This is a genomic window from Micromonospora sp. NPDC049171, from assembly GCF_040648275.1.
Classification (GTDB): domain Bacteria; phylum Actinomycetota; class Actinomycetes; order Mycobacteriales; family Micromonosporaceae; genus Micromonospora.
The window spans coordinates 1-25,812 of record NZ_JBEZDJ010000018.1 but is presented as its reverse complement, the minus strand read 5'-3'; the positions used below and the strand labels follow the sequence as shown (position 1 = coordinate 25,812).

The 25,812-nt window shown below is 71.9% G+C and carries 25 protein-coding genes; 11 read left to right on the top strand and 14 right to left on the bottom strand.

Going from position 1 to position 25,812, the window contains the following annotated elements; translation table 11 throughout:
* Positions 1 to 133: 133 nt before the first annotated feature.
* On the bottom strand, positions 134 to 874 hold the full coding sequence (locus AB0B14_RS22460; protein ID WP_357067940.1) for an ABC transporter permease: 741 nt from the start codon (positions 872 to 874) through the stop codon (positions 134 to 136).
* Positions 871 to 1,557, bottom strand: a complete 687-nt coding sequence (locus AB0B14_RS22455; RefSeq protein WP_357067938.1) for an ABC transporter permease — start codon at positions 1,555 to 1,557, stop codon at positions 871 to 873. Before AB0B14_RS22455 ends, AB0B14_RS22460 begins: the two co-directional genes overlap by 4 nt.
* Before the next feature lie 29 nt (positions 1,558 to 1,586).
* Here AB0B14_RS22455 and AB0B14_RS22450 point away from each other — a divergent pair, with 29 nt between their 5' ends.
* A complete protein-coding gene (locus tag AB0B14_RS22450) occupies positions 1,587 to 2,564 on the top strand; it encodes an ATP-binding cassette domain-containing protein (RefSeq protein WP_357523974.1) in 978 nt (325 codons plus the stop codon).
* Positions 2,565 to 2,666: 102 nt separating this feature from the next.
* On the opposite strand, the gene AB0B14_RS22445 is transcribed toward AB0B14_RS22450, so the two are convergent.
* The 7 genes from AB0B14_RS22445 to folP form a co-directional block, all read right to left on the bottom strand.
* On the bottom strand, positions 2,667 to 3,170 hold the full coding sequence (locus AB0B14_RS22445; protein WP_357523972.1) for a hypothetical protein: 504 nt from the start codon (positions 3,168 to 3,170) through the stop codon (positions 2,667 to 2,669).
* 53 nt (positions 3,171 to 3,223) lie between these two features.
* The gene (locus tag AB0B14_RS22440) at positions 3,224 to 3,532 is read right to left on the bottom strand and encodes a hypothetical protein (protein ID WP_030489956.1); all 309 of its coding nucleotides are present in this window, start codon (positions 3,530 to 3,532) and stop codon (positions 3,224 to 3,226) included.
* A 53-nt stretch (positions 3,533 to 3,585) separates the two neighbouring features.
* Positions 3,586 to 4,800 (bottom strand): ABC transporter permease, encoded by a 1,215-nt coding sequence (locus AB0B14_RS22435; protein WP_357523970.1) that lies wholly within the window; start codon positions 4,798 to 4,800, stop codon positions 3,586 to 3,588.
* 119 nt (positions 4,801 to 4,919) lie between these two features.
* Positions 4,920 to 5,459: a DUF3180 domain-containing protein gene (locus AB0B14_RS22430; protein WP_357523968.1), complete on the bottom strand. Its 540-nt coding sequence runs from the start codon at positions 5,457 to 5,459 to the stop codon at positions 4,920 to 4,922.
* A 19-nt stretch (positions 5,460 to 5,478) separates the two neighbouring features.
* Complete coding sequence (gene folK / locus AB0B14_RS22425) at positions 5,479 to 6,006, bottom strand: 2-amino-4-hydroxy-6-hydroxymethyldihydropteridine diphosphokinase (protein WP_357067927.1); 528 nt, start codon at positions 6,004 to 6,006, stop codon at positions 5,479 to 5,481.
* Complete coding sequence (gene folB / locus AB0B14_RS22420; RefSeq protein ID WP_357067925.1) at positions 6,003 to 6,371, bottom strand: dihydroneopterin aldolase; 369 nt, start codon at positions 6,369 to 6,371, stop codon at positions 6,003 to 6,005. Before folB ends, folK begins: the two co-directional genes overlap by 4 nt.
* The gene (folP, locus tag AB0B14_RS22415) at positions 6,368 to 7,264 is read right to left on the bottom strand and encodes a dihydropteroate synthase (protein WP_357523966.1); all 897 of its coding nucleotides are present in this window, start codon (positions 7,262 to 7,264) and stop codon (positions 6,368 to 6,370) included. The genes folB and folP overlap by 4 nt, the downstream gene beginning before the upstream one ends.
* A 354-nt stretch (positions 7,265 to 7,618) precedes the next feature.
* Between folP and AB0B14_RS22410 the strand changes: the two genes are divergently transcribed.
* From AB0B14_RS22410 to AB0B14_RS22380, 7 genes are all read left to right on the top strand, one after another.
* Entirely contained in the window at positions 7,619 to 7,933 is a 315-nt protein-coding gene (locus AB0B14_RS22410) for a hypothetical protein (protein ID WP_074315118.1), read from the top strand.
* A gap of 13 nt (positions 7,934 to 7,946) precedes the next feature.
* Entirely contained in the window at positions 7,947 to 8,309 is a 363-nt protein-coding gene (locus tag AB0B14_RS22405; RefSeq protein WP_007466101.1) for a hypothetical protein, read from the top strand.
* A 211-nt stretch (positions 8,310 to 8,520) separates the two neighbouring features.
* Positions 8,521 to 12,000 carry an ATP-binding protein gene (locus tag AB0B14_RS22400; RefSeq protein ID WP_357067921.1) on the top strand — a complete coding sequence of 1,160 codons (3,480 nt, stop codon included), beginning with the start codon at positions 8,521 to 8,523 and terminating at the stop codon, positions 11,998 to 12,000.
* Between the two features lies 1 nt (position 12,001).
* Positions 12,002 to 13,951, top strand: a complete 1,950-nt coding sequence (locus AB0B14_RS22395; protein ID WP_357523964.1) for an MFS transporter — start codon at positions 12,002 to 12,004, stop codon at positions 13,949 to 13,951.
* Positions 13,948 to 14,505: a hypothetical protein gene (locus AB0B14_RS22390; RefSeq protein WP_357523962.1), complete on the top strand. Its 558-nt coding sequence runs from the start codon at positions 13,948 to 13,950 to the stop codon at positions 14,503 to 14,505. Before AB0B14_RS22395 ends, AB0B14_RS22390 begins: the two co-directional genes overlap by 4 nt.
* Positions 14,502 to 15,677, top strand: a complete 1,176-nt coding sequence (locus AB0B14_RS22385; protein WP_357523960.1) for a M23 family metallopeptidase — start codon at positions 14,502 to 14,504, stop codon at positions 15,675 to 15,677. Before AB0B14_RS22390 ends, AB0B14_RS22385 begins: the two co-directional genes overlap by 4 nt.
* Before the next feature lie 12 nt (positions 15,678 to 15,689).
* Positions 15,690 to 16,289 carry a hypothetical protein gene (locus AB0B14_RS22380; RefSeq protein WP_357523958.1) on the top strand — a complete coding sequence of 200 codons (600 nt, stop codon included), beginning with the start codon at positions 15,690 to 15,692 and terminating at the stop codon, positions 16,287 to 16,289.
* 2 nt (positions 16,290 to 16,291) lie between these two features.
* Here AB0B14_RS22380 and AB0B14_RS22375 read toward each other — a convergent pair whose 3' ends face one another.
* Complete coding sequence (locus AB0B14_RS22375; protein WP_357524108.1) at positions 16,292 to 16,849, bottom strand: hypothetical protein; 558 nt, start codon at positions 16,847 to 16,849, stop codon at positions 16,292 to 16,294.
* 195 nt (positions 16,850 to 17,044) lie between these two features.
* Here AB0B14_RS22375 and AB0B14_RS22370 point away from each other — a divergent pair, with 195 nt between their 5' ends.
* Both AB0B14_RS22370 and AB0B14_RS22365 read left to right on the top strand, forming a co-directional pair.
* Positions 17,045 to 19,606 carry an FtsK/SpoIIIE domain-containing protein gene (locus AB0B14_RS22370; RefSeq protein ID WP_357523956.1) on the top strand — a complete coding sequence of 854 codons (2,562 nt, stop codon included), beginning with the start codon at positions 17,045 to 17,047 and terminating at the stop codon, positions 19,604 to 19,606.
* 28 nt (positions 19,607 to 19,634) lie between these two features.
* A complete protein-coding gene (locus AB0B14_RS22365) occupies positions 19,635 to 20,354 on the top strand; it encodes a hypothetical protein (RefSeq protein WP_357067909.1) in 720 nt (239 codons plus the stop codon).
* Positions 20,355 to 20,527: 173 nt separating this feature from the next.
* Here the strand turns inward: AB0B14_RS22365 and folE are convergent, their stop codons facing one another.
* The 4 genes from folE to AB0B14_RS22345 form a co-directional block, all read right to left on the bottom strand.
* Positions 20,528 to 21,193: a GTP cyclohydrolase I FolE gene (gene folE / locus AB0B14_RS22360; protein ID WP_357524106.1), complete on the bottom strand. Its 666-nt coding sequence runs from the start codon at positions 21,191 to 21,193 to the stop codon at positions 20,528 to 20,530.
* Between the two features lie 35 nt (positions 21,194 to 21,228).
* On the bottom strand, positions 21,229 to 23,247 hold the full coding sequence (gene ftsH, locus AB0B14_RS22355) for an ATP-dependent zinc metalloprotease FtsH (RefSeq protein ID WP_357067907.1): 2,019 nt from the start codon (positions 23,245 to 23,247) through the stop codon (positions 21,229 to 21,231).
* Positions 23,248 to 23,722: 475 nt separating this feature from the next.
* Entirely contained in the window at positions 23,723 to 24,298 is a 576-nt protein-coding gene (hpt, locus tag AB0B14_RS22350; RefSeq protein ID WP_179781302.1) for a hypoxanthine phosphoribosyltransferase, read from the bottom strand.
* Positions 24,299 to 24,398: 100 nt separating this feature from the next.
* Positions 24,399 to 24,587, bottom strand: a complete 189-nt coding sequence (locus AB0B14_RS22345) for a hypothetical protein (protein WP_357524120.1) — start codon at positions 24,585 to 24,587, stop codon at positions 24,399 to 24,401.
* Positions 24,588 to 24,686: 99 nt separating this feature from the next.
* Between AB0B14_RS22345 and AB0B14_RS22340 the strand changes: the two genes are divergently transcribed.
* On the top strand, positions 24,687 to 25,649 hold the full coding sequence (locus tag AB0B14_RS22340) for a helix-turn-helix domain-containing protein (RefSeq protein ID WP_357523954.1): 963 nt from the start codon (positions 24,687 to 24,689) through the stop codon (positions 25,647 to 25,649).
* Positions 25,650 to 25,812: the final 163 nt, after the last annotated feature.

Here is a 25,812-nt window from a genome sequence, read left to right as displayed (position 1 = left end):
TGTCGGTCGCCCGCGAATGTCCACCCAACATGCTCCGCAACCGACCGACAACCTGGGATGGACTTCGTCACCTCATCGTCACCGATCGGACCAGCGTCGGTGGCCGGCCTGACGCGGGGCTCACCCGGACGGGTCAGGCGCGCCCGGTGGCGTCCGCGGCTCGGGGCCGCCCCAGCCGCTGCCGCCCGCGCCGCAGCGGACGCGGGGTGACCAGGCGTTCGACACCGCCGAGAATCACCTCGGCCAGCAGCGCCAGACCCGCCACCAGCACACCGCCGGCGACGATCTGCCCGCCGCCGGCCGCGATACCGATGCCGAAGCCGGTCCGGATGATCTGACCCAGGCCGCCGCCGTTGACGAACGAGGCCAGCGCGGCGGTCGCGATCACCTGCACCGCGGCGGTCCGGAAACCGGCGGCCAGGTAGGGCACCGCGAGCGGCAACTCGACGCGGCGCAGCAACTGCCCGCCGGACAGGCCCATCCCCCGGGCCGCGTCGCGGGCCTCCGGGTCCACCTGCCGCACCCCGGTGTACGCGTTGGCCAGCAGCGGCGGCACGGCGAAGACGGCAAGTGCCACCACGACCGGCGTCCGCCCGAAGCCGCTGGCGAAGGCCACCGGCAGGATGGTGAGCAGCGCCAGGGTGGGGATGGCCAGGGTGGCGTTGGACACCAGCACCACCAGGCCACCGCCCCGGCCGAGGTGCCCCAGCCAGAGCCCCAGCGGCCACGCCACCAGGCAGCCGAGCGCCACCGCCAGGGCCGAGATGGTCAGGTGCTCACCGAGCCGGTCCAGCATGCCGCCGGGGTTGGTCCAGTTGAGTGGGTCGTTGATCCAGGTGATCCCCTGGCCGATGGGATTTTCCGCGACGGTCACCGTGCCCTCCGGGCGGACCAGGGGGTCACCAGCCGGGCGACCAGGACGAGCAGGAGGTCGAGCACGAGCGCGAGCGCCACGCAGAGCAGCGCGGCGGTCATGATCTCGGCCTTGTAGAGGTTGTTCTGGAAGCCCGCGAAGATCAACTGCCCGAGGCCGCCGTGCCCGACGAGGACGCCGACTGTGACCAACGCCACGGTCGAGACGGTCGCCAGGCGTACGCCGGTCACGATGCCCGGAAGCGCCAACGGCAGGTCGATCCGGAACAGCCGACCCCACCGGCCGTAGCCCATCCCCTCGGCCGCCTCGCCGACCTCCGGGGGCACCTGGTTGAGCCCGGCCACCACGTTGCGCACGATCAGCAGCAGCGCGTAGAGGACCAGCCCGACCAGCACGGTGGTCGTCCCGGTGCCCAGGTAGGGCGCGATGAACGCGAAGAGCGCCAACGACGGGATGGTGTAGACGATCCCGCTGACGGCGAGGATCGGCCCGGCGAGCGGCCGGAACCAGTACGCCAGCACGGACAACGGCAACGCGATCAACACGGCGAGCAGCACCGCCCGCCCGGTGAGGGTGGCGTGTTCACGCACGGCGGCAAGGATCGTGTCAGAGTTGTCCCGCACGTACTGCCAGGAGAACCAGGGGTTACCCGGGTCGGCCCGGTAGCTCAGGCGGAAGGACATACGTGGACGTTACCCCGGAGGCTGCCGACGTGGCCTCATCCCCTCGCGCGGCGTCGATCTCCCTACAGGGCATCCAGAAGCGCTACCCGAACGGCACCGAGGCGGTCCGGGACCTCAGCCTGGACGTCCGGGCCGGCGAGCTGGTGGTGCTGATCGGCCCCTCCGGCTGCGGCAAGTCGACGGTGCTGCGCATGATCAATCGTCTGATCGAGCCGTCCGCCGGCCGGATCACGCTCGGCGACGAGGACGTGACGGACGCCGACCCGGTGCGCCTGCGCCGCCGCATCGGGTACGTGATCCAGAACGTCGGCCTGTTTCCACACCAGACGGTCCGGGCCAACGTGGCCACCGTGCCGGGCCTGCTCCGGTGGCCCAAGCGCCAGACCCGGGCCCGGGTCGACGAGTTGCTCGACCTGGTCGGCCTGGACCCGGCCCAGTTCGGCGGCCGCTATCCGCACGAGCTCTCCGGTGGCCAGCGGCAGCGGGTCGGGGTGGCCCGCGCGCTCGCCGCCGACCCGGTGGTGCTGCTGATGGACGAGCCGTTCTCGGCCGTCGACCCGATCGTCCGGACCCGCCTCCAGGAGGAGTTCCTCCGGCTTCAGGCCGAGGTCCGCAAGACGATCGTCCTGGTCACCCACGACCTCGACGAGGCGGTCCGGCTCGGCGACCGGATCGCGGTGCTCTCCGAGGGCGGGCACCTGGAGCAGTACGACACACCGGCCGCCCTGCTCGGCGCCCCCGCCACCCCGTTCGTCCGCGAGTTCGTCGGGGCCGACCGGGGCATCCGCCGGCTGGCGGTGACCCCACTCGACCGGGAGGACCTGGAACCCGTACCCGGCGACGCCGCGGCGGACCTGCCCACGGTGGCACTGGACGGCACCGCGTACGACGCGCTGGCGGTCCTGCTCACCTCGGGACGGGACCACCTCGTGGTGACCGACGCCGGCCGACCGGTGGGTGCGCTCAGTCGACACCGCCTGCTCGACCTGGGCCGCGCGCCGAACTGACCGGACGACGACCGGGGCTGCCGCGTCGGCGGCCCGGTCCCGGCCACCCCAGCACAGGCGCGACCGCGCCGGCCAGGTCAGGCGCGACCGCGCCGGGCCAGCTCAGGCGCGGCCGCCCAGGCTGGCGGTGCCGATGATCCAGCCGGTGAGGAAGCCGTAGCCGGCGCCGGTGCTGGCGTCCTGCAGGGCAACCAGCAGTGACGGATCCGGGCCGAGCAGCGCCGACAACACGGCGGCGAGCCCGCCGGCGAGCACGTACGCGGCCCAGCCGGAGAGGAACTGGCTGACCGAGCCGGGCACCCGGGCCACCTGCGCGGCGGGCAGCAGGTAGAGCAGGGCCACCGCGAGGACCACCAGCAGCACGGCTCGCAGGTCGGCGGCGAACAGGCCGCCGGCCTGACCGTCCGCGTGGAGCCGCCAGGCCGGCCACGCGAGCAGGCGCAGGTAGAAGGCGCCGCCCGAGTCCGGGTCGGTCTGGGCGGCGGCCCAACCGGTGTACGCCGGACTGCCGCAGATCCCGACAAGCAACAACACGGCGAGCGCGCCGGTGCCGGCCGCCGTGCCGTAGCGGCTGACCGGGCCGGAGCGGTGGAAGATCGACGCCATCCGCCCAGGCCCCGAACCTGTCGTTCGGGCGGACCTGGGCTGCCCCGCGCGGCTCAGTGCTTCAGCAGGTAGTCGATGAAGGCGGCCCGCAGCAGCGGCGCGGACTCCTCGTAACCGTGACCGGTCAGCTCCCGCCACAGCGCGTTGGCCTCGTCGATGGTCGGGCCGATCGAGTTCGGTGCACCGTCCAGCACCGTGGCCTCGTCCGCGTTCGGCAGGTGCCGCAGCACCGACCAGTAGAACTTGACGTCGCGACGCTCCCGGGCCAGGGCGAACGCCCGCTCCCGCAGCTCCTCGGTGGACAGCGCGTCAAGCTCGGCGAACGAGGTTCCGCCGGGGGCGGCGGCAGGTGTGTCGGTCATGTCGCCGAGCCTAACGGTCGAGATCAGCTCCGGCTCAGCGGACGCCACCGTGGTCACCGCTCGTCGACGTCCCACCGACGCGGGCCGTCCTCCCAGCGCGGATCCCGCCACGGGTCGACCGGTTGCGGCGCGGCCGGCGTCGGCAGCGTCGGAGGCCAGTTGTCGACCGACTGCGACTGCGGCATGGTCCAACCCGTGCTGATCGTGCCGTCGGCGACCGGTTCGGGTTTGTCGGTGCTGCCGGGTCGGGGCCGACCGAACGTCTCGACGAGCCGGGTGACCAGCAGCCCGGCGCCCAACACGGCGCCGCCGACCGCCCAGGTGCTCAGCGTCCAGCCCCGCTCCGGCGCGTACGCCCGGAAAACGGTGACCAGGCTGACCGCCAGCACCACGCCGAACACGCCGCCCCGGCGGCCGTACGCGCTGGTGCCGGCGAGCAGGGCCACCCCGATCGCCAGGACCGTCCAGTCCAGCCCCGAGGTGGGTGCCACCGGCCCAGGGTCGTTGGCCGCGATCAGCACACCGGCGAGGGCGGCCAGCACGGTGGAGCCGACGAGCGCGGCCCCGGCGACCACGGCGGCGACCGCGCCCCGCCGACGGGCCGGGTCGGCGACCGGCCGATACCGGCTGACCAGCCGGCGAATCGCCCGGATCGCGCCGAACAGCCCGCCGAGGACGGCCACCGCCGCGAAGCCGGCGAAGAGGTATCCGGCGCTGCGCCCCGGGTCGTAGTCGCCCTGCACCAGCACGGGCGCCGAACGGCGTTCGATGAACACCACCACACCCGCCGCACCGGCCAGGCTGGCGGCCCACGCCGGCACGTGCAGCACCACCACGACCAACGCCAGCGCGAGCCCACCCAGCGCGGCGACCGCCACCGCCGGGCCGACCGACGCCGGCAGACCCCGGTCACCCTGCTCGGCGTAGTGCAGGGCGGTGGCGACCGCGACCGGCCCGACGGCCAGGTTCGGTGCCGCGGTACGCAGACTCAGCCCGGCGGCCAGGGCGAGCAACCCCAACCCGACCGCGTCGACGAGCAACGCGCGCAGGTTGTCGGCGCGCAGGGCGGCCTGATCCTCCCGCCAGAGCAGCCAGCCCAGGGCGGCCAGCCCGGCCAGCAGCACGAACTCCCAGCCCAGCTGCACGCCGATCCGGTCCCGGCCGGGCTCACCGTGGGTGGGGTCGTCGAAGACGTTCTCCAGAACGGCGGCGGGCACCCCGGACGAGGGCTCGGCCGAGCGCTCCCGGCCCGCTTCTTCGTACCCCATGACGCCGCCTCCCAGTGGCCCGGCCGTCCCCGGTCCGGCGCGCGGACGGACCGTGGGCGGCCCTTGCTCTCCGATCGCAGGCACCGTACCCGCGCCCGGAGCCGGGCGTAACCCCCTGCTCAGCGCTGGCCGGGACGGCTCTCGCGTGGGTCCTGGTCGCGTTCGTCGTCCGGGCGTTCCGGCACCCGGCAGGAGCGCTCCAACCACAGCGCGGCACCCACCAGAGCCAGCGAGGCGAGCAGGCCCCCGCCGGCGGCCGGACGATCGTCCAGGGCGGCGCGGGTGGTCTCCAGGAAGAGCCAGCCGGCGAGCCCCGCGTAGAAGCCGGCGAAGATGGCCGCGGCCAGCGCCGACGCCTTGGCCAACACCACGAAACGGGCGACCAGCAGTGGGTTGACCGCGTCCCGACCGGGCTTGCGCTCGATCCGGCCCCGGGTGTTGATCGCGGCGTACGCCTCCAGCACGGCCAGCCCGGCCAGCGTCACCACCGGCAGCCAGGGCAGCCGGGGGATGCCGCTGTAGTAGAGGGAGCTGATCAGCAGCCAGGCCACCGCCGCCGCGGCCAGGGCGGCCACGACCAGTGTCGAGATCCGGGTGGGGCCCATCCGGGACCGATCCGGGTCGGACCCGCCCGGTGGTGGGGACTTCGCCTGCGTCATGCCGGCCGACTCCGCTCGGTCATGACGTCGACTCTAACGCCAACTCCGGCCGGGGACGCAGTTCCAGCGCGTCGGCCGCCGCGGGGCCGGTGGTGAGCAGGTCAGTCAACCAGCCGTGACCGGGCAGCCGACCGTACGGCTGGATGTCGATCCACGGCCGCAGCACGAAGGCGCGCAGGTGCGCCCGGGGGTGCGGCAGGGTCAGCTCGTCGTCGTCGCTGAGCACCGGCTCGTCGTCGTCGCCCCAGACCGCGATCACGTCCACGTCGAGGGTGCGCGGCCCGAACCGCCGCTGCGGGTCACGCACCCGGCCGGCCGCGCGCTCCGCGGCGCGGGCCCGCTCCAGCCAGTCGCGCGGAGTCGCCGTCGCGTCCTGGGCGAGCAGCACCGCGTTGAGGTACGCGGGCTGGTCGGCGTCGCCCCACGGTGGAGTCTCGTACACCCCGGAGAGCACGAGTACGGCGTCGCCGAACGACGTGACCGCCGTGCGCAGGTGGCCCAGCCGGTCGCCCAGGTTGCTGCCGAGCGACAGCACCGCCCTGGTCACTGGGCCCGCGTCCGGGTCATGGTGACGGCCACGTCGGTGAACGTGTGCGGCACCGGGGCCTCCGGCTTGTGCACGGTGATCGTGGCGGTGCCCACCCGCCCGTCGGCCAGGCAGACCGCGAGGAGTCGATCGGCCAGCGTCTCGATCAGGTTCACCGGCTCGCCGGTCACCACCGCGACCAGGCGTTCGGCCAACTCGCCGTAGTGGACGGTGTCGGTGACGTCGTCGCTGGCCGCCGCCGGAGCCAGGTCCATTTCGAGGACGGCGTCGACCACGAAGTCCTGTCCCTGGGCCCGCTCGAAGTCGTACACCCCGTGTCGGCCGTGGGCCCGCAGGCCGGTCAGCTGGATCCGGTCGGTCGTCATCGCCGTACCTCCTGCTCGTGATCGTGTCGTGCCCGCTCCTTGTCGTGCGGCGGCACGGCCAGGCGCGGGCTGCCGGTCGCGACCCAGACCGCCAGGGCGTCGGCGGTGGCCCGCACGTCGTGCACGCGGACGCCCCAGGCTCCCGCGGCGACCGCGAGCACGCTGGTGGCCACCGTGGCCGCCTCCCGCTGGGCGGTCGGTCGTGGGGTGCCGTCCGGGGCCGCGAGCAACCCGCCGAGGTACGACTTGCGGCTGGCCCCGAAGAGCAGCGGGCAACCGAGATCCAGCAACTCCGGCAGACGGGCGCTGAGTTCCCAGTTGTGCGCGGCGGTCTTGGCGAAACCGAGCCCCGGGTCGACGATGATCCGATCAGCGGCCACCCCGGCGGCCAGCGCCGCGTCGATCCGTTGGGCCAGCTCGGCCCGAACGTCGGCCACCACGTCGGTGTAGTGGGCCAGCTCGCGCATCGCGCGGGAGTGGCCACGCCAGTGCATCAACACCCAGGGGCAGTGCGCGTCGCGGACCACGCGGGCCATGTCCGGGTCGGCCAACCCACCGGAGACGTCGTTGACCACCGCCGCCCCGGCGGTCAGGGCGGCCTCCGCCACCCGGGCGCGGCTGGTGTCGATGCTGACCGCCACCCCGGCGGCGGTCAGCTCGCGGATGACCGGCAATACCCGGGCCACCTCGGTCGCGGCGTCGATGCGCTCGGCACCCGGCCGGGTCGACTCACCGCCGATGTCGACCAGGTGTGCACCGGCGTCGCGCAGACGGACGCCGTGTCCGACGGCCGAGTCGAGGTCGGCGTACCGTCCGCCGTCGGAGAAGGAGTCCGGTGTGACGTTGAGGACGCCCATCACCACCGGGCCCGAGGCCCGCACCAGATCGGTCACCACTAGACGGTACCGGTCGCGGCGGCGGCGCCAATCGACCCGGGTCGGCTCCCCCGACCAACCCTGACGTGCTGATTAGAACAGGTGTACGATCGGTCATCCGGGCAGCATCGGGCAGCCTCTTCGCGGCTTGTCGCAATCCGGGGCGGCCCGTACGCTTTGGAATTGGCCAGCATCGAGATGGCGAAGCTTGGAGGGAGGGCCGAAGCGGGAAAAATCCGCCCAAACCTCGCCACGCTACGTGGTGAGTAACGAACGCAGGGTCAAGAACGCTGCGCCCTGTGGAGCAGATTTCCGCCAGGCTCGCCTTTTGCACCGCCGCGGCACCGCCGGCCGCGCTATGGGGAGGTTCCAGTGATCGCCTTCGAGCTCATGGAGACGGCGTCGTCCGGCGTCGCCCACGCGCTCTCCACCCTGGCGTCGACTCCGCTCGCCGAGCCGGCACCGAAGGGGATCGACACCAACAGTGTGGTCACCTTCTTCGCCAGCAAGATCGCGCCGATCCTGCTGGCCGTCCTGGGCGTCATCTTCATCGGCCGGGCCAGCCGGGGCGAGATCTCCAAGGTGCTGACCAGCTCCGCGATCGCGATCGTCGGGCTCGCCTTCATCGCCGGCGCGGCAACACTCTTCTTCGTCGGCGATTACCTGATCGACCTGATCTTCGAATAGGCGCGTTCACCAGATGCGGCTGCGCACCGACGACGACATCTACCGGGCCCGCCTGGTCTACCTCGGGCCGCCCGGTTACACCCTTCCGGTCCACCTGCCCTACGCCCAGTACGGGCTCTTCATGCTCCTGGTTCCCCTCTACATGTTCATCCACTGGCTGTTCACGTTGACGGTCGAGCTCTTCCCGGCCTGGGAGATCGCGCTCGCCATCGTGACCACGTCGTTCATCTTCCGGCACGTCGACCCCGACCGGCCGGCGCGGGTGGTCATCCGCACCGCGCTGACCGACTGGCGACGCACTCGGGAGCCGGCGATCGAGCAGCGCGACCCGCGCCTGGTCGGCAGCCGGATCAGGATCCGGGAGGAGCTGGCATGACCGGGCGTACGCCGATCGGTCCGTGGCACGACGCGGGCAGGGCCTGTTTCATCAGGGCGGTCGAGCCGAGGCGGAGCCCGGGCGGCGATCCGGCAAGGCACGGTTTCGTCCGGATACCGGTGTCGTATCCGGACGAAACCGCAACGCCGCCGGTCGTCGTTCGGGCCCGCCGCAGGCTGGCCAGCCTTCCGCCGGTTTCGAGGGCTGTCGTATGAGTCGCTCGTCCACGCCGGGTCCCCCGGCCGGCCACTCGGCCGTGCCGGCCGGTCACCGTGCGCAATCGTTCGACTACGCCGAAGACGAGGACGAGGTGGCGCTCGATCCCGCGCTGGTGACGTCGCCCGGCCACGGCGCGGTGGGTGTGTTCCAGGCACCCCGGCCGGTCCCCCGCCGGACACCACCCGCCGAGCCCAGTGCGGTCTCGGCCGGCGAGAACGCCGACATCGACTCCCCCTTCCTGGACCTGTTCGGCGGGGCACGACCCAACGCCGCGCGAGCCCTGCCGGCCGGCCCGGGCACCCGGGAGCAGCCGGCGATCCCGGCCCAGCCGCCGACGGCCAGCCCGGCACCGGCCCGCCCGGTTCCCGAGCTCGAACCACCGTGGACGCCCGACGACCAGCCCCGCAGCGGCCGCCGGTCCGTCGAGCCACGACACGGCGGCGGCCACCCGGCCAGCGAGTCCCGGGTGCCGCACCAGGCCGGCGATCGGCTGCCGATGCTCCGTCCGTCGGATGAGCCCGACCCCGCCCCCACCACACCACCGGCGAGCACCGGTCCGGTCAGACCACCGGCGAGCACCGGTCCGGTCAGACCACCGGCGGGCACCGGTCCGGGCAGCGGCCCGGCGAGCACCACGCCGGGCAGCCGCTCCACGGCCGCGCCACTCAGCCGGCCAGCACCCCAGTCCGGCCGACCGGCAGCTCAACCGGCCCCGGCCGAGCAGCCGCCCAGCGCCGGCCGCACGGACCGGCCGGCGCTGGAGGGCACGGGACGCCGCGCCACCGACTCGGACCGACCCGAGGACTCCGGCACCGAGCCGAGCGGGCGGGAGATCGCCCCGCCCCGGCAGCGCGCCGCCAGCCGACCGGACCGACCCACCAAGCCAACCCGGGTCCGCGCCCCGAAGATCAAGTTCGGGGATCGGGACCCGTCGGTCGAGCTGGCCATCACCGAGATCGCCGGCCACCTGACCTTCACCCCCAACACCGTCACCGCCTGGTATTGGCTGCCCGAGGTCCGCTGGGCATTCCGGCCGGACGCCGAGCGGGAAGCGCTGCTGTCGGCCATCTCCGAGCAGTACGCCGGCCTGGCGGGCTTCCGGCTGCACCTGCGCCGCACCACCCGGCCGTTCCCCGCCGACGAGTGGGCGCGCACCATCGACGCACACACCCACGCACCCCTCGCCGACGTGCCCGGCACCACCAGTTGGGCCGATCACCTGGTCGCCGCCCAGCGGCACCTGATGGCTGTCAACCACGCCGAGGGGCAGACCTACCTGGGCGTCACCTTCGCCCGGCGCTCCCTCGGCGACTCGCTCACCGAACGCCTGCTACGCACCTTCGGCCGGGGCACCGCCGAGGGCGAACGCCGCAAGCTGGGCCGCACCGTGGAGCAGTTCGACGAGGTGCTCGGCGCGTTCGGCATGCGCGGCCGGCGGGTCACCGCCCAGGAGTTGGAGTGGCTCCTCTACCGCTCGGTGGCGCTGTGCATGGCACCGCCCGGCACGCTCTCCCCGGTCACCGACGGGCGCTGGGAGCGCGGTGACCTGCTCGCCCTCACCGAACAGGTCGAGCGCTACCGCACCCCGTACGGCTCGACGGTGAAACTCGTCAACCGGATGACCGGCGAGGAACGGCACGTCGCCGTGCTCGCCGTGGGCCGGATGGAGCCACTGGAGATTCCCGAGCGGCACGAGCCCTGGCTGCACTTCCACGAGCGGCTGCCCTGGCCGATGGAGATCTCCACCCGCGTCGACATCCTCGGCTCCGGCGACTCCTTCCGCAATCTCGAACACCGGCTGCGGATGATCCGCTCGCAGCAACTCGACTACGCCGAGCACGGCATCGACGCACCCCCGGAGCTGGAGCGGCTGGCCAAGCGCGCGCTGGTGATCGGCGACGAGATGACCACCGGCCTGCCGGTCGACTCGGCCCGTGCACACGGCTGGCACCGAATCGCCGTCGGCGGCCGGACCAGGGAAGAGTGTCTGGAGCGCGCCCGCCGGCTCATCCAGCTCTACTCCCGGGAGCTGCGCATCTCCCTGCAGCACCCGAAGAACCAGGACTGGCTGGCCCGCGAGTTCATCCCCGGCGAGCCGATCGCCAACACCGGCTACGTCCGCCGCATGCCGGTGCCGTTGCTCGCCGCCGCGCTTCCCCAGGCCGCCTCGAACGTGGGCGACCGGCGGGGTGACCTGATCGGCCGGACCGCCGGCACCTGCCGCCGCCCGGTCTTTCTCGACCTGCACTTCCCCATGGAGGTCCGGGAACGCTCCGGGCTCGCGGTCTTCGTCGCCGAACCGGGCGGTGGCAAGTCGACCCTGCTCGGCGCACTGGGCTACCTGGCCGCCCGCCGAGGTGTCCAGGTGACCCTGCTCGACCCGTCCGGGCCGCTGGCCCGACTGTGCGCGATGCCCGAGCTGCGACCGTACTCCCGGGTGTTGAACCTGACCGGCTCGGAACACGGCACCCTGGCCCCCTACTCGCTTATCCCGACGCCGCTGCGCAGCGAGTTCGGCACCGGGGCCTCCGGTGACCGCGAGTTCGAGATCGCCGTCTCCAACGCCCGAGCCGAGCGGCGGATGCTGGTCCAGGACATCTGCATGATGCTCGTGCCGCCGCAGGTGGCCCGGGAAGCGTCAACCGCCACCCTGTTCCGGCACGCGGTCCGTCAGGTTCCCGCCGAGGAGACGTCCACCCTGGACGACGTGGTGAGCTGCCTCGGCCGTCTCGACGACGACGCCGGCAAGGAGCTGGCCAACCTCCTGCTGGACACCGCCGAGATGCCCCTGGCGATGCTGTTCTTCGGCCGGCCACCGGAGGGGCTGCTCGGCGCCGACGCCGCACTCACCGTGATCACCATGGCCGGCCTGCGGTTGCCCGACCTGAAGATCGAACGGGAGTACTGGTCGGCCGAGGAGGCCCTGGCGCTGCCAATGCTGCACACCGCACACCGGCTCGCCGTCCGCCGCTGCTACGGCGGGTCGATGTCGTCGCGCAAACTCGTCGGCCTGGACGAGGCCCACTTCATGGAGGGCTGGCGATCCGGGCGCTCCTTCCTGGTCCGGCTCGCCCGAGACTCCCGCAAATGGAACCTCGCCGCGCTGGTCGCCTCGCAGAACCCCCGCGACATCCTCGGCCTCGACGTGCAAAACCTGGTCTCCACCGTCTTCGTCGGCCGGATCGCCGAGGACGCCGAGATCGCCTCCGAAGCGCTGCGGCTGCTGCGGGTGCCGGTCAACGACGGATACGAAGCCACCCTCGCCGCACTCTCCGCCGCCGACACCAGCTCGTCCAGCCGCCTCGGCTTCCGCGAGTTCGTGATGCGTGACGTCGACGGCCGAGTGCAGAAGGTCCGCGTCGACGTCTCGTACGTCGAAGGGCTGCTGGACCACCTCGACACGACGCCCGCCGCGATCGCCGCAGCGGCCGGAGTGCTGCCGAGCATTCCCCTGCCAGACCTGGAGGCGTGACATGGCGAGGGCTTGGGCAAGGATCGCGTCGTTCCTGCTCGCCCTCGGCGTACTGGCCGGGGCCACCGTCACCTGGCCGCTGCTCGGCGGGGGGACCGCAGTCGCCGCACCGCCCGTCGCCCAGGCCCGCGCCGACCTCTGCACGACCGCCGAATGGCAGGCCGACTTCCGCGCCTGCGTGGGCAAGTTGCAAGCGGTCAGCGAGGACGAGGTCAAGTGCCGCAACGCGCCGACCCCGGGTACGCCGGACTCCGGACTCGCCGGCTGGTTCGCCGCCGCGCCACCAACAGAGGCGGCAAATGGAGTAGCAGGTCGCTACAGCCTCTATGGATACGCGGGCTACAGCTACAACACCTACGACATCGAGGGTGGATGCGCGTCGAGCGTGCTTCATCCGGACTATAAGTTCACCACCACGATCGCGAACGGCGAGTTCATGGCCGCTACGGCCATCATCGGCGCATCGAACGCACTCAGAGAGCGTGCCTGGGATCCCGGTTCGATGTGGGGATGGGCCGACCCGCTGGTGGAGCAAGCAACCAAGGCCGTATACGAGAAGGTATTCAGCGTCTTCGGGATCGTCACCCTTTGCGTAGTGGGGCTGTACCTCCTCTGGCGCTCCCGCCAGTCGGACATGAGCAACGCGATGACCACAGCGGGTTGGGCTCTGCTGGTTATGGTCGCGGTCACGGCGCTGGCCGCCTGGCCGGTCAAGTCAGCAAATGTCGCCGACGGTGCACTCGTCACCAGTCTCGGGGTGGTGCACGACGCCGTCGGCCCGCAGGCAAGGGAACCGGCGCCCGGGCGATGCATCGATTCTGACCGGTGCAAAGACCTCAGGACTCCTGCCGTCCGAGCCAGCGATACCGCGACCGAGACCATGCTCTATCGGAACTGGGTACGGGGAGTGCTCGGCTCGGCCGACAGTGAAACCGCTCGCAAGTATGGGCCGGCGCTCTACGACGCCAAGTCGCTGTCCTGGGACGAGGTCGGAAAGCTGCGTGCCAACCCGGCCACCCGCGAACCAACGATCAAAGCGAAGCAGCAGCAGTGGGCTCGGGTGGCCCAGCAGATCCAGACCGAGGACCCGGAGGCCTACGAATACCTCCAGGGAGTACGCGACATGGACCGGGTCGGGGCGGGGTTCATCGCCGTGCTGGCCTCGGTGCTCTTCGCCATGTTCGATCTGACCGCGTCGCTGCTGGTCCTGCTGGGCTTCCTGATCTTCCGGTGGGCGGTTATCGCGGCACCCATCCTGGGCACGGTCGGCCTGCTCCGGCCGGCCAGCGCCGGGCTGCGGCGCTTGGCGAACGCCGTGGTCGCCGCAGTCTTCAACATCGCCATCTTCGGCACCGGGGCCGCGATCTACCTGTTTGCGGTCGATCTGATCATGAGCACGCCCACCCTGCCCGGTTGGCTTCAGGTGGTGCTGGTCTGGCTCTGTGGGGTGGTCGGCTGGCTGTTGCTGCGCCCGTACCGGCGGATCACCCAGCTCGGCGGCAAGGACAGCAGCGAGGCGGTCAGCTCGGCCGGCTCCTGGCACCGTCGTTTCTTCCGGGACATGCGTGTCGCGGCGCGGCTCGACGTGGTCGAGCCCGGCGGCACGGCTGAGCCGGCGGGTGGACGTCGTCGGTCGCCGGACGCCGAGCAGACCCGGCTGCGCCCGGAGGCGCGCAGGGAGGACCCGGTGTCGACGCCAACCGCGCCGTTGGAGGCCCAGCGTCCCGGCAACGCACGCCCGGACGGCCGGGAGCGCGCCGACGAGGCCACCAGCGCGGAGACCGGCGCCAGGAGAAGTCAAGTCCCGCCCCAGCCTCGGCGTCGGCAGCCGGCGACCTGGACCGAACCGGACGTGCCGGCCGAGAACCCGTCGTTCGTGGTCTACCGGCCAGGCTCCACGGAGCGTGCGCCAGACCGCGCCGGACCGCGGGTGCGCTCAGAGGCCCGGTGACGGCGATGCGACGGGCCCTGGAGTTCCTCTTCACCCGGGCGCTACGGTCCCGACTGGGGGTGGCGCTGGTGATCGCAGTGCTCATCCTCGGTGTGATCGGGGCTGCCCGCCTGGTCTCGGGCCCGCCCGATCCCGCGGACGGGCTCAGTAACCGGCCGGAGCGGCCGATCACCACCGTGGACCCGACGGCCGGTGACGACGGGGTGACGTCCACCGAGGCTCCGCCGTCGCCGTTCACTCCCGTGGGCGCCCGCACACCCGAGCAGACCGCCGACCGGTTCGCCAGGGCCTGGCTCGGCCGGCCCGGTATGGTCGCCGACCAGTGGCAGGCCGGCCTGCGGCCGTTGTCGACGCCGGCGCTGACCGAAAAGCTGTCCGGCGCCGACCCCGCCGGGGTCCCGGCCGAGGAGGTCACCGGGCCACCGGACGTGCGGGCACGCACCGAGACGTTCGTCGAGGTGTTGCTGCCGTTGGACACCGGTCGGCTCCGGCTGGAGTTGGTCGCCGCGAAGGACGGCTGGTTGGTCGATGTGGTGGATTGGGAGCGGCTATGAGCGTCGCCGGAAGCGGGGGTGTCCTTCGCCGACCACTGCGCATCGGAGTGATCGCCACGATGGTCACCGGGGTGCTGCTCCTGCTCTGCTGCACCGGTGGCACCGCGGCGTTCTTCCTCAGTGGGCTCGGTGGCGACGCGGAGAACGGTGACACCCTGGCGGGTAAGGGGTGTGGCCCAGTCCGCCCGGTGGACATCGCCGGCGAGTTGCCGAGGTTCAGCGAGTACGGCGACGCCCAGGTCCGCAACGCCGCGATCATCATCAAGGTCGGCCAGGATCTGGGGATGCCCTCGCGAGGGTGGGTGATCGCCCTGGCCACCGCGATGCAGGAGTCCGCCCTGCGCAACCTGGCGAACAGCGACGTTCCGGCCTCGCTGGCCCTGCCGCACGAGGGCGTCGGGGCCGACCACGACTCGCTGGGCCTTTTTCAGCAGCGGCCGGGGTGGGGCTCCATCGCGGAGCGGATGACGCCCGCGTACACGGCTCGCAAGTTCTACGAGAAGCTCGGCAAGGTGCGGGGCTGGCAACGCCGGCCGCTGACCGTGGTGGCGCAGCAGGTGCAGGTCAGCGCCTATCCGGACGCGTACGCCAAGCACGAGGAGTTGGCCAGCAAGCTCGTCGACGCTCTGGCCGGCGGGGCGGCCCGCACCGTCGAGATCAACGGTAAGGCGGTCTGCGACGCGGCCGAGCACGGCCAGATCGCGGCCTCCGGCTGGACCGCACCGATTCCTGGGAAGGTCGGCTCCGGTTTCCGCACCGCGAGCCGACCCGGCCACGACGGCGTCGACATCGGCGCGGCCAAGGGCACCGAGATCCGGGCCGCAGCGGCTGGTCGTGTGCTGGTCTCCACCTGCGATGAGGACTACCGTGGCCGGCAGGACTGCGACGTGGACGGGTTCCCCGGCAAGAAGGGCTGTGGCTGGTACGTCGACCTGCTGCACGCCGGTGGTTACATCACCCGGTACTGCCACATGGTGGTTCAGCCCTTCGTCGACCTAGGTCAGATGGTGGCGGCCGGCGAGGTGATCGGAAAGGTCGGCAGCAGCGGCAATTCCTCCGGCCCGCACCTGCATTTCGAAGTACACCTGCGCAACAACCGCCACGCCTCAGGCGCGGTGAACCCGGTCCCGTTCATGCGCCAGCGTGGCGCCCCGCTGCGCGGCGCTGAGTAAGCCACCACGGACATGACCGGACCGTTGCCGGACCCGTTCGCCGATCAGCCCGACTGGGCGCCCCGGCCACCTCGGCCGTTGGCCATCGTTCCCGCGACAGAGCGGGTCGAGTTGCGCGGACAACGGGTGCTGGTCGGGCTGCCGGGGTTGGGCTGGCGTGGTGACCTGCGCGCGGACGACCGGGTGGTCCAGAGCGCCCGGACCTATGTGCCGGTGATCCCCGAGCACGAGTGGTACCGGGCCGAAGCCGACCAGGTCGAGGTGTTCGCGCCATTGGTGCCGGTGGAGCGGGTCTGGGTGGAAGCGGTCGGTGACCGGGCAGCGGAGGACCGTTCTCGGGACACCGGCATCCGGTTGGTGTCGCTGGACGGCCCGGCACACCGGACCCCGACACCCGTGTTCGAGGCTGACGCCGTCACCGGCCGTCGGGTGGTGCACGTCGAGGGCGGGTTTGAGCACCGCGATCTGCGAGCGGTCACCGAAACCTACTCCGGTGCCGAGGGGGATATCTGCGTCCGGATCACGCCGGAGGCGGAGTGGTACCGCTGGGCCTGGCGCGGCCAGTCACCCACCACGCTGGAGGTTCCAATCCATCTGCTGTGGGTTGAATAGGGTCAACCTACTTTGACGCCCCCACAGACCCGCCAGTCTTCCTGTTTCCTAACGTCGAACTGCCACGTGTCGGTCAGGCTCTGTTGAATACCATCGACAGTGGCGCTGCGGCGGATTACCGTCGCGACGGCAGCCGTATCACCTTCGTCCTTGACGTCGAGGCTGCCCCAGCTGACCAAGATTGTGACGTTAAGTTCCTGCTCACGGGTAAGCAGGTCGGCCCGCAGCGAGCGAAGCGACTCCAACTGTGGCTCGCCCTCGCAGGTGAAGAGGTTTGCTCGCGCGTCGTTTCGGTCCACGAGAAACGCACGCAGATAGTTGTCCACCACCACGTCGGGCGCGCTGCGGTCCGGGGCGGATGCGCGGTGGTAGAGAACGAGGCCCGTGACGAGCCCGCCGAGGCAGAGCAGCGCGAGCACCCCGGCGACGACCGTGAGCACCGTGCGCATTCGGCGGCGCGGCGGCTGCGACTCTGGCGGCCCTGGGGCGGGCGGCAGCTGCTCGGGTGGTGTCCGCTGGGCCGGTACGCGGGAGACCTGGGAACCGGCGGGGGGCTGCACTGATTCCACCTCCTGACGTTATCGGCTGGACGGCCCGGAGCCAATGCCTCAGATCCAGCGGATCGTGACGGACCCCTACCCATCGGTGAGATCCACGACATCACCGGCGCAGCGCCGTGGCACCTCCCGGAGGAGCAGCCTCGACTGGGATACCGTCTCTGCTCGGGGAGGGGTTGCCAACCTCGGGCAGAGGGGGTGGACGCGGTGGCCGGTCCGAAGTCACGCACGAACCGCGCCGCGGCTCTGCATCGCCGGGCGGCGGCTGTCGCGACCGCTGCCGCCGGGATCCTGGACGAGACGCGGCCGGCCCCTGCCGACCAGCGCCGCCAGTACGAGCTTGCCGATCGCCTTCGGGCGGTCGCCGCGCGGTTGGCCCCGGGCTGGTCGGGCGCCGCGTTGGATTCCCTCACCGTGGACTCGCCGGCGGGTGACGGCCCGCCGCCGTTCGTCCGGGTCGGCACGGCGGCACCGTTGGACGACGCCCGCTTTCCCGCGTTGGTGCCACTTGTCGGCACGGGTCACCTGAGTGTGGACGCCGACGCTCGGGAGCCACGGGTGGCCGGCTTGCTCCGATCCGTACTCCTGCGGTTGTTGGCCGCGACGCCGGCGGGCGCGTTGTTGATTCGCGCGGTGGATGCCACGGGTGCCGCGCTGACCCCGTTCGGAGCGCTCGCTGATGCTGGCCTGCTGCCGCCGCCGGCGGTGGATGTGGCGGGTCTGCGTGCGGTGCTGACGGAGGCGGAGCAGTGGATCACGCCGGGGGCGAGTGGGCGACGCCGCCACGACCGCACGCTGTTGCTCGTGTTCGCCGCTCTGCCGGAGTCGACCGGCCCGACCGATCTGGCGCGGATCGAGGCGCTGGCCGAGCAGGGGCCTGCCGCCGGCCTGCACCTGATGGTGGCGGGCTGGCCTCCGGCCGGTCCGCACGCGGTTCGGGCACCGCTGCCGCACAGCACACCGCTGGCGCTGCGCAACTCGTACGCGCTGCTCGGTGACCCGCCGTCGGCGTCCTTTGCCGGTCCGGGGGCGGATCCGCCGGGCGGATTGAACTCACCGGTCTTCGTGGAGTCGGACCCACCGGCTGACCTGGTCGACGCGGTCTGTCGGCGGCTTGCCGAGCAGGTGGAGGCCGGCTCGCGGTTGGGGTTGGCGGCGTTGCTGCCGCCGACGGGTGACCGGCTGTGGGAGTCGGAATCCACGGACGGGCTGACCACCACGGTTGGTGATGCCGGCGGGCGGTCGGTGCCGCTGGGCTTCACCGAGCTGACCCCGCACTGGCTGGTCAGTGGGCGGTCCGCGGCGGGTCGCGCGGCGTTCCTGACCACCGCGATGCTTGGGCTCGCCGCCCGTTACGGCCCGGACGAGCTGATGCTCTACCTGGTGGATCTCGGCGACGGTGAGTCGTTCGTGGAGTTTCTGCAGACCGAGCGGGACCGGTCGTGGATTCCGCAGGTGCGTGCGGCGGCGATGGCCGCCGATCGGGAGTACGTGCGGGACCTGCTCGACGAGTTGACGGCCGAGGTGCAGCGTAGGGCGGAGGCTGGGGCGCGGGCCGGCGGCCAACGCTTCGCCGAGCTGCGTCAGCATCAGCCGCTGCCCCGGATCGTGTGCGTGTTGGATAATGTGCCGCTGCTCTTCGCCGAGGAGGACCGGCTGGCCGCCGAGGTGGCCGCCCAGTTGGACGGGCTGGCTCGGGCCGGACGGGCATACGGCGTGCACCTGGTGTTGGCCGGTGCGGGCGAGCTGGGGTTGAGTGCCCGCGCGGAGAAGGGGCATCGGGATTCGGTGCTCGGGCAGTTTCCGGTGCGGGTGGCGCTGCCGGGCGGCAGTCCGGTGCTGGAGCCGACGAACGACTCGGCCGCGGGCCTGCCGGTGGGCAGTGCGGTGGTGAACACTGCCGGCGGGCTCGGCGGCCCCCGGGGCGCGATCCGAGGTCACGAACGGCTGATTCGGCACCCCGATCCGCAGGATCACCCGCAGGTGGTGGAAGGGCTTCGGCACGAGCTGTGGGAGGCCCGTCCGGCCGGGTCGGTGCCGCCGGTCGTCTTCGCCGGGTACGCCCGCCCTCTGCTCGGCAACGATCCGCGGCACCGGGCCGCGTTGGCGGGGCAGTCGCACGGGCCGGCCGCCCTGCTGGGCCGCGCAGTGGACGTGGCCCGTTCGACGGTCGCCGTACCGTTGGGGCCGGCCGCGGGCCGCAATCTCGCGGTGCTCGGATCGGGTGCGGCGGCGGGCGGGCTGTTGGCGACGGCAGCTCGCAGCACCGCGGACCATCATGCGCCGGGCACCGCCCGTTTCCTGGTGGCGGCACCGGACCCGGGCGCCCGGGCACTGGCGGAGGCGTTGACCGCGGAGCTGGCGATCCGGCATTCGGCGGAGCTGGTGGATGTGCCGACGCTGCTCGCGGATCCGGCCGACGACCTGCCGACGTATTTGGTGGTCTTCGGTCTGGACCGGCCGGGCCCGCGGGAGTTGCCGGTGGACCGGCTTCGTGCGCTGCTGCGGGACGGGCCGCCGACGGGCCGGCACCTGCTGGGCTGGTGGCGTGCGGTGCCCCCGTTCGCCGCACTGCTCGAACCAGCTGGCGAGATCGACAAGCTGGCCGCCGTGGTCGTGCTGGACGTGCCGGTCGCGCAGCTCACCGCGGTCTTCGGGCGGGCGGTGGAGTGGCGGGGCCGGCCCGACCGGGCGGTGCTCTGGGACGGTCCGGACGAGCGGGGCACGGTCCTGGTGCCGTTCGCCGACGAGGCCGGGTGATCCGGTGGCGCGGGCAGGGGGTGTCGAGATGGGTCCGAAGGCGACGGTGACCGGGCCGGGGCGGCAGCGGGTCCCCGCGGCGAACGAGGACGCCACGCAGGCGACGGTCGAGCCCAGCTCGGCCTGGGCGGAATACCTGGCCGCGGCCCGCCAACTGGACGGGGTACGCCGCAGTGCGGCTGCCGCCGCCGGCGAGCAGGCCCGGTCGGCGGAGACCGCCCGGGAGGAGTTGACGGTGGTCCGTACCGGGCTGGCGAGCCAGCAGGAACGGCTGCGTGAGCTGGGCGTACCAGCGATTTCCCTGGTGCCGTCGCCGCCGGAGCTGAGCGAGGCGTCCCGGTCGATGGCGGGCGGCCCGGCGGCCGTGCTGGCGGCGCTGCGGGTCGCGCGGGGCCGGGCCGAGGCGGCCGACGCGGCCCTGGCCGCGCGGCGCCGGTTCCGACCGGGGTCCTGGCCCGCGCGGCTGCGCAACCTGCTGGTGTACGGGCCGTTCGCGCTGGTGGTGCCGCTGATCCAGATCGCGGTGTACGCGGCGACAGGAGTGGGAGCGGCAAGTGTGTCCGCGTTGATCTGTGGGTTGCCGATGCCGGCTGTCGCGTTCGTCGCCGGCTGGGTGGGCATTGGGCGGTTGTTCCGCGTGAGCCCCGCCGAGCGACTGGACCGGACGGTGCGCTTCGGCGCGCTGGTGTGCCTGGTGCCGGCGGTGCTGGTAACGGCAGGCCTGCTGCTGGTCCTGCTCGCCGGCTGATCCGCCGGCTCGCCTGGGACAGGCCGGACGCACCGCCCGGCTCGCCGGGGACAAGCCGGACGCACCGCCCGGCTGGCCGGGGACGGCAGGCAGACGCATCCGCCGGGGACGGGCCGGAACGCAGTGGCCGGCCGCCCCTGGAAGGGGTCGGCCGGCCGTCGTGCACCGGAACGTCAGCGGGGAATGATCAACGCCATCGCCTCGGCACGGGACTTGGAGTCCGACTGCAGGACGCCGCGCACCGCTGACGTGATGGTCTGGGCACCGGATTTCTGGATGCCGCGCATCGCCATGCACATGTGCTCGCACTCGAGCACGACGACGACGCCGCGTGGGGCGAGTTTGTCCATCAGCAGGTCGGCGACCTGCGAGGTGAGCCGCTCCTGCACCTGGGGCCGGCGGGCGAATACCTCGACCAACCGGGCCAGCTTGGACAGGCCGGTGATCCGCCCGTCCGGGCCCGGGATGTAGCCGATGTGCGCGCTGCCGCGGAACGGCAGCAGGTGGTGCTCGCAGAGGCTCATCACGTCGATGTCCCGGACGATCACCAGCTCTTCGTGGTTGGCCTCGAAGGTGGTCTTGAGCACCTGGGCCGGGTCGACGCGCAGGCCGGCGAAGAGTTCGGCGTACGCGCGGGCGACCCGGGCCGGGGTCTGCTGGAGCCCGTCGCGGTCCGGGTCCTCGCCGACCGCGATGAGGATCTCCCGGACGGCCTTCTCGATGCGGCCCAGGTCGACGGCGTCCTCGACGGGACGGCCGGTCAACCGGCCGCTGATCAACCGGGCGGCAACGTAGTCCAGCCCGTCGTCGCCGTCGGGCTCGGTCGCGGAGACGGCCAGCTCCCGGTGGGGGGAGCTGGCCGTCGAGTCGTCGCTCAGTGCGTACCGTCCGAGTTGTTGGACGGCGCCCCGCCACCGACGGACGCCTGCGCGCCGTCGGCCTGGGCCTGCGCCTTGAGCTTGTCCTTCTCCGCAGGGGTGAGCACGGGCGGCTCGGTGGAGGGCTGGCGCTTACCGAAGCCGTTGTACGGCGCCAGCGGCGGGCGCTTGACCACCCGGGAGCAGATCCGCGCCATGTCGGCCGTGGAGAGGGTTTCCTTCTCCATCAGCTCGAGCACGATGTTGTCCAGGACGTCCCGGTATTCGACCAAGATCTCCCAGGCCTCGTCGTGCGCCAGCTCGACAAGTGCCCGCATCTCGCCGTCGATCTCGGCGGCCACCGAGTCGGAGTAGTCCCGCTCGTGGCCCATGTTGCGGCCGAGGAACGGCTCGTCCCCGCTGGTGCCGTACTTGATCGCGCCGAGCTTGGAGCTCATGCCGTACTGGGTGATCATCGCGCGGGCCAGCTGGGTGGCCTTCTCGATGTCGTTGCCGGCACCGGTGGTGGGCTCGTGGAAGACCAGCTCCTCGGCGGCCCGGCCGCCCAGCGCGTACGCCAGGGTGTCGATCATCTCGGCGCGGGTCTGGGTGTACTTGTCTTCGGTCGGGAGCACCAGGGTGTGGCCCAGCGAGCGACCACGGGACAGGATCGTCACCTTGTGCACCGGTGCGGCGTGCGGCAGCGCCCAGGCGACAAGCGCGTGGCCACCCTCGTGGTACGCGGTGATCTTCTTTTCCTGGTCGCTCATGACGCGGGTCCGACGCTGCGGACCGGCGACCACCCGGTCGATCGACTCTTCGAGCGAGTCGTTGCTGATCGCCCGCTGGTCCTTGCGAGCGGTGAGCAACGCGGACTCGTTGATCACGTTGGCCAGGTCGGCGCCGCTGAAGCCCGGGGTGCGCCGTGCCACCGCGTCGAGGTCGACGTCGGGGGTGAACGGCTTGCCCTTGGCGTGCACCCGCAGGACGGCCTTGCGGCCCTCCATGTCGGGGGCGTCCACCGGGATCTGCCGGTCGAACCGGCCCGGGCGCAGCAGCGCGGGGTCGAGGATGTCCGGCCGGTTGGTGGCCGCGATCAGGATGACCCCGCCCTTGGTGTCGAAGCCGTCCATCTCGACGAGCAGTTGGTTGAGCGTCTGCTCGCGCTCGTCGTGACCGCCGCCCATGCCGGCGCCACGGTGCCGGCCGACGGCGTCGATCTCGTCGACGAAGACGATCGCCGGGGCGTTGGTCTTGGCCTGCTCGAAGAGGTCGCGGACTCGGCTGGCGCCGACACCGACGAACATCTCCACGAAGTCGGAGCCGGAGATCGAGTAGAACGGCACCCCGGCCTCGCCAGCGACCGCGCGGGCCAGCAGCGTCTTGCCGGTACCGGGTGGGCCGAACAGCAGCACACCCTTCGGGATCTTGGCGCCCAGAGCCTGGTACTTCGCGGGGTTCTGGAGGAAGTCCTTGATCTCGTGCAGCTCCTCCACGGCCTCATCGGCACCCGCGACGTCCGCGAAGGTCGTCTTCGGAGTGTCCTTGGTGATCATCTTCGCCTTGGACTTGCCGAAGTTGAGCACCCGGGAGCCGCCGCCCTGCATCTGCGACATGAAGAACAGCAGCAGGAGGACGAGCAACGCGATCGGCAGCAGGTTGACCAGCAGGCTCACCCAGATGCTGTCCGAGGAGACCTTGGCGTCGGCCGGACCGGTGACGCGGTTGGCCGCCTTGGCGTCCAGCACCTCGTTCCAGATCTCGTCGCCGACCTGGTACGGGAACTGAGCCTCGATCTTGTTGGTCTCGGTCTTGCCGAACTTGGTCTTCTGGGCCAGGTCCAGTTGGAGCGTCTGCTCCTTGTCCTGGAAGACCACCTTGTTGATCTTGGCGGTGTGGAGCTGATCGAGCGCAACGGAAGTGTCCACGCGGTGGTAGCTGGGACCAGCGGTGAACAGCTGACTGAGCACAACTGCGCCGAGGATGACCAGGATGATCCAGACCACCGGTCGGCGGAAGAAACGCGTACGTTCCATACTGTTGTCGAGCGCCGGAGCGCCCGCATCCTCCTGATCGACGTCCTGACCATCTGATTGGTGTCGCCGCGGTGAGCGGCGGCCGGAGCTGCCATGCGGGGCGGCCTCGACCCCCGAGGCGCGAAAACTGCCGCGCCGCGGTCATTCGACGGTACACCGTGTACGCGAGGAGCGAGCTCGCGAGCCCCGCACTGGGCGCACCTTTGATATCGATGGCACGCACCGTGGGCAGGCCCACCAGCCCCGCGACCCGCGTACGGCGGGTCCGGCTGAAACCGGCGTGGCGGGGAGTCCGGCCCGGCCGCCTGGCGGCCCGGTCGAGCGGCCGAGAGGGGTCGGGCGCGGAGTAACCTCCGGGCCACCGGGTCCACGGTAGTCGCAACAGCTGAGAGCGCGCTGAACGTCGGCTTGATGGGTGCCGATGCGAGTCGACCTCACGCTCCCCCGGGCCCCGCCCGGAGGGTCGCGGCGGGCGTCAGGAGCGGGCGTAGACCTCGGGCTTGAGCACCCCGACGTAGGGCAGCTCCCGGTAGCGCTCACCGAAGTCCAGGCCGTAGCCGACGACGAACTCGGTGGGGATGTCGAAGCCGACGTACTTGACCGGGACCGGCACCTTGACCGCGTCCGGCTTGCGGAACAGCGCGACGACCTCGACGCTCGCCGCGGAGCGGGACTCCAGGTAGCGCAGCAGCCAGGAGAGCGTGAGCCCGGAGTCGACGATGTCCTCGACGACCACCACGTGCCGACCGGCGATGTCCCGGTCCAGGTCCTTGAGGATGCGGACCACCCCGGACGAGGTGGTGCCCTGGCCGTACGAGGAGATGGCCATGAAGTCGAGCTCGGCCGGGGGGCCGTTGCGGCCCAGCGCCCGGGCGAAGTCGGCCATGAACATCACCGCGCCCTTGAGTACGCAGACCAGCAGCAGGCCGTCAGTCACGTGGGAGTAGTCGGCGGAGACCTGCTTGGCCAGCTCCGCCGTCTTCTCGCGGATCTGCGCCTCCGAAATGATCACGTGGTCGATGTCGGCGTCGTACCAGGAGCCGTCAGCCATGACTCCTAGCCTGCCGTACGTCGGATGGCCTCCGTCGGCGGGGCCGCACCTTTTGGCGCGGTCCCGCCCGGGATTTTCTGGGCAAATGATGCTAATCGCATCAGTTGGTGCGTGACCGCCAGCGGCGACCGCCGTCGCTGGGCTTCCAGTCGGCCGAATCGTGACTGTCGGCGGTGAGGCCGGCCGCCGAGGCGGCGACGAGCAGGACGAGGAACAGGAGGAAGAACAGGAACTCCATGGCGGCGCCCGCTTTCGCATGATTGCTGTCGGTTTCGCCGCCGGTGCGCACCGGACTGACACCAGTCTCCGACCACTCGACCCGATCGGACAGTGGCAGTGATGCCACTGAGCATCGATTTACTGCCACCACTGGGGTTACCCTCGTCACATGCTCCGATCCGTTGCCGTTCTCGCCCTCGACCAGGTCGCCCCCTTCGAGCTCGGCGTGCTCGCCGAGGTGTTCGGCACCGACCGGACCGCCGACGGTTTTCCCGGCTACCGCTTCCAGGTGTGCAGCCCGGACGGCGCTCCGGTGCGTACCTCGTCCGGCTTCCACCTCACCCCGCACGCCGACCTCGGCCCGGTCGACGAGGCCGACCTGGTGGCCATTCCCGCGCACAGCCAGGGCACCAGCGTCCCCAGCCCGGTGCTCGACGCGCTACGGCGGGCCGACGCCCGCGAAGCGCACCTGTTCAGCGTCTGCTCCGGAGCCTTCCTGCTCGGCGAGGCCGGGCTGCTCGACGATCGGGAGTGCACGACCCACTGGCGGTACGTGGACGAGTTGCAACGCCGGCACCCACGCGCCCGGGTGCGCTGCAACTCGCTCTACGTCCAGGACGGCCGGCTGCTCACCAGCGCCGGCACGGCCGCCGGCATCGACGCCTGCCTGCACCTGATCCGCCAGGAGCACGGCTCGGCCACCGCGACCCGGCTGGCCCGGCGGATGGTGGTCCCACCGCACCGCGACGGCGGCCAGTCCCAGTACGTCGAGGCACCCATCCCGAAGGCGCCCGAGGCCCCCACCCTGGAGCCGGTGCTGGAGTGGCTGATGGGGCACCTGGACCGAACGACCACCGTGGAGGAGTTGGCCGCCCGCGCCGGCATGGCACCACGCACGTTCGCCCGCCGGTTCCGCGCCGAGACCGGCACCACCCCACACGACTGGCTCACCAACCAACGGGTGCTGCTCGCCCGGCGGCTGCTCGAAGAGACCCCGTTGAGCGTGGAGGCCGTCGCCGACCAGTGCGGCTTCGGCGACGCCGCGGCGCTACGCCACCACTTCACCCGCCGGGTGGGCGCCACCCCGCACAGCTACCGGACCACCTTCCGGGACCGGGCGCACAGCGGCTGAGGCCCTCGGCACCGGCTCGTACCGCTGGATGACCCGGGCAGGCGGCCGACCGATGCACCACCCGCGCCGCCTAATGAGTTCTGGGAGTTGGCTGGTGGGTGCGGCAGACTCCTGGTGGGTAGCCGCTGGCGGATGAGCACTCGCGCAGCCTGGACGTGGTGAG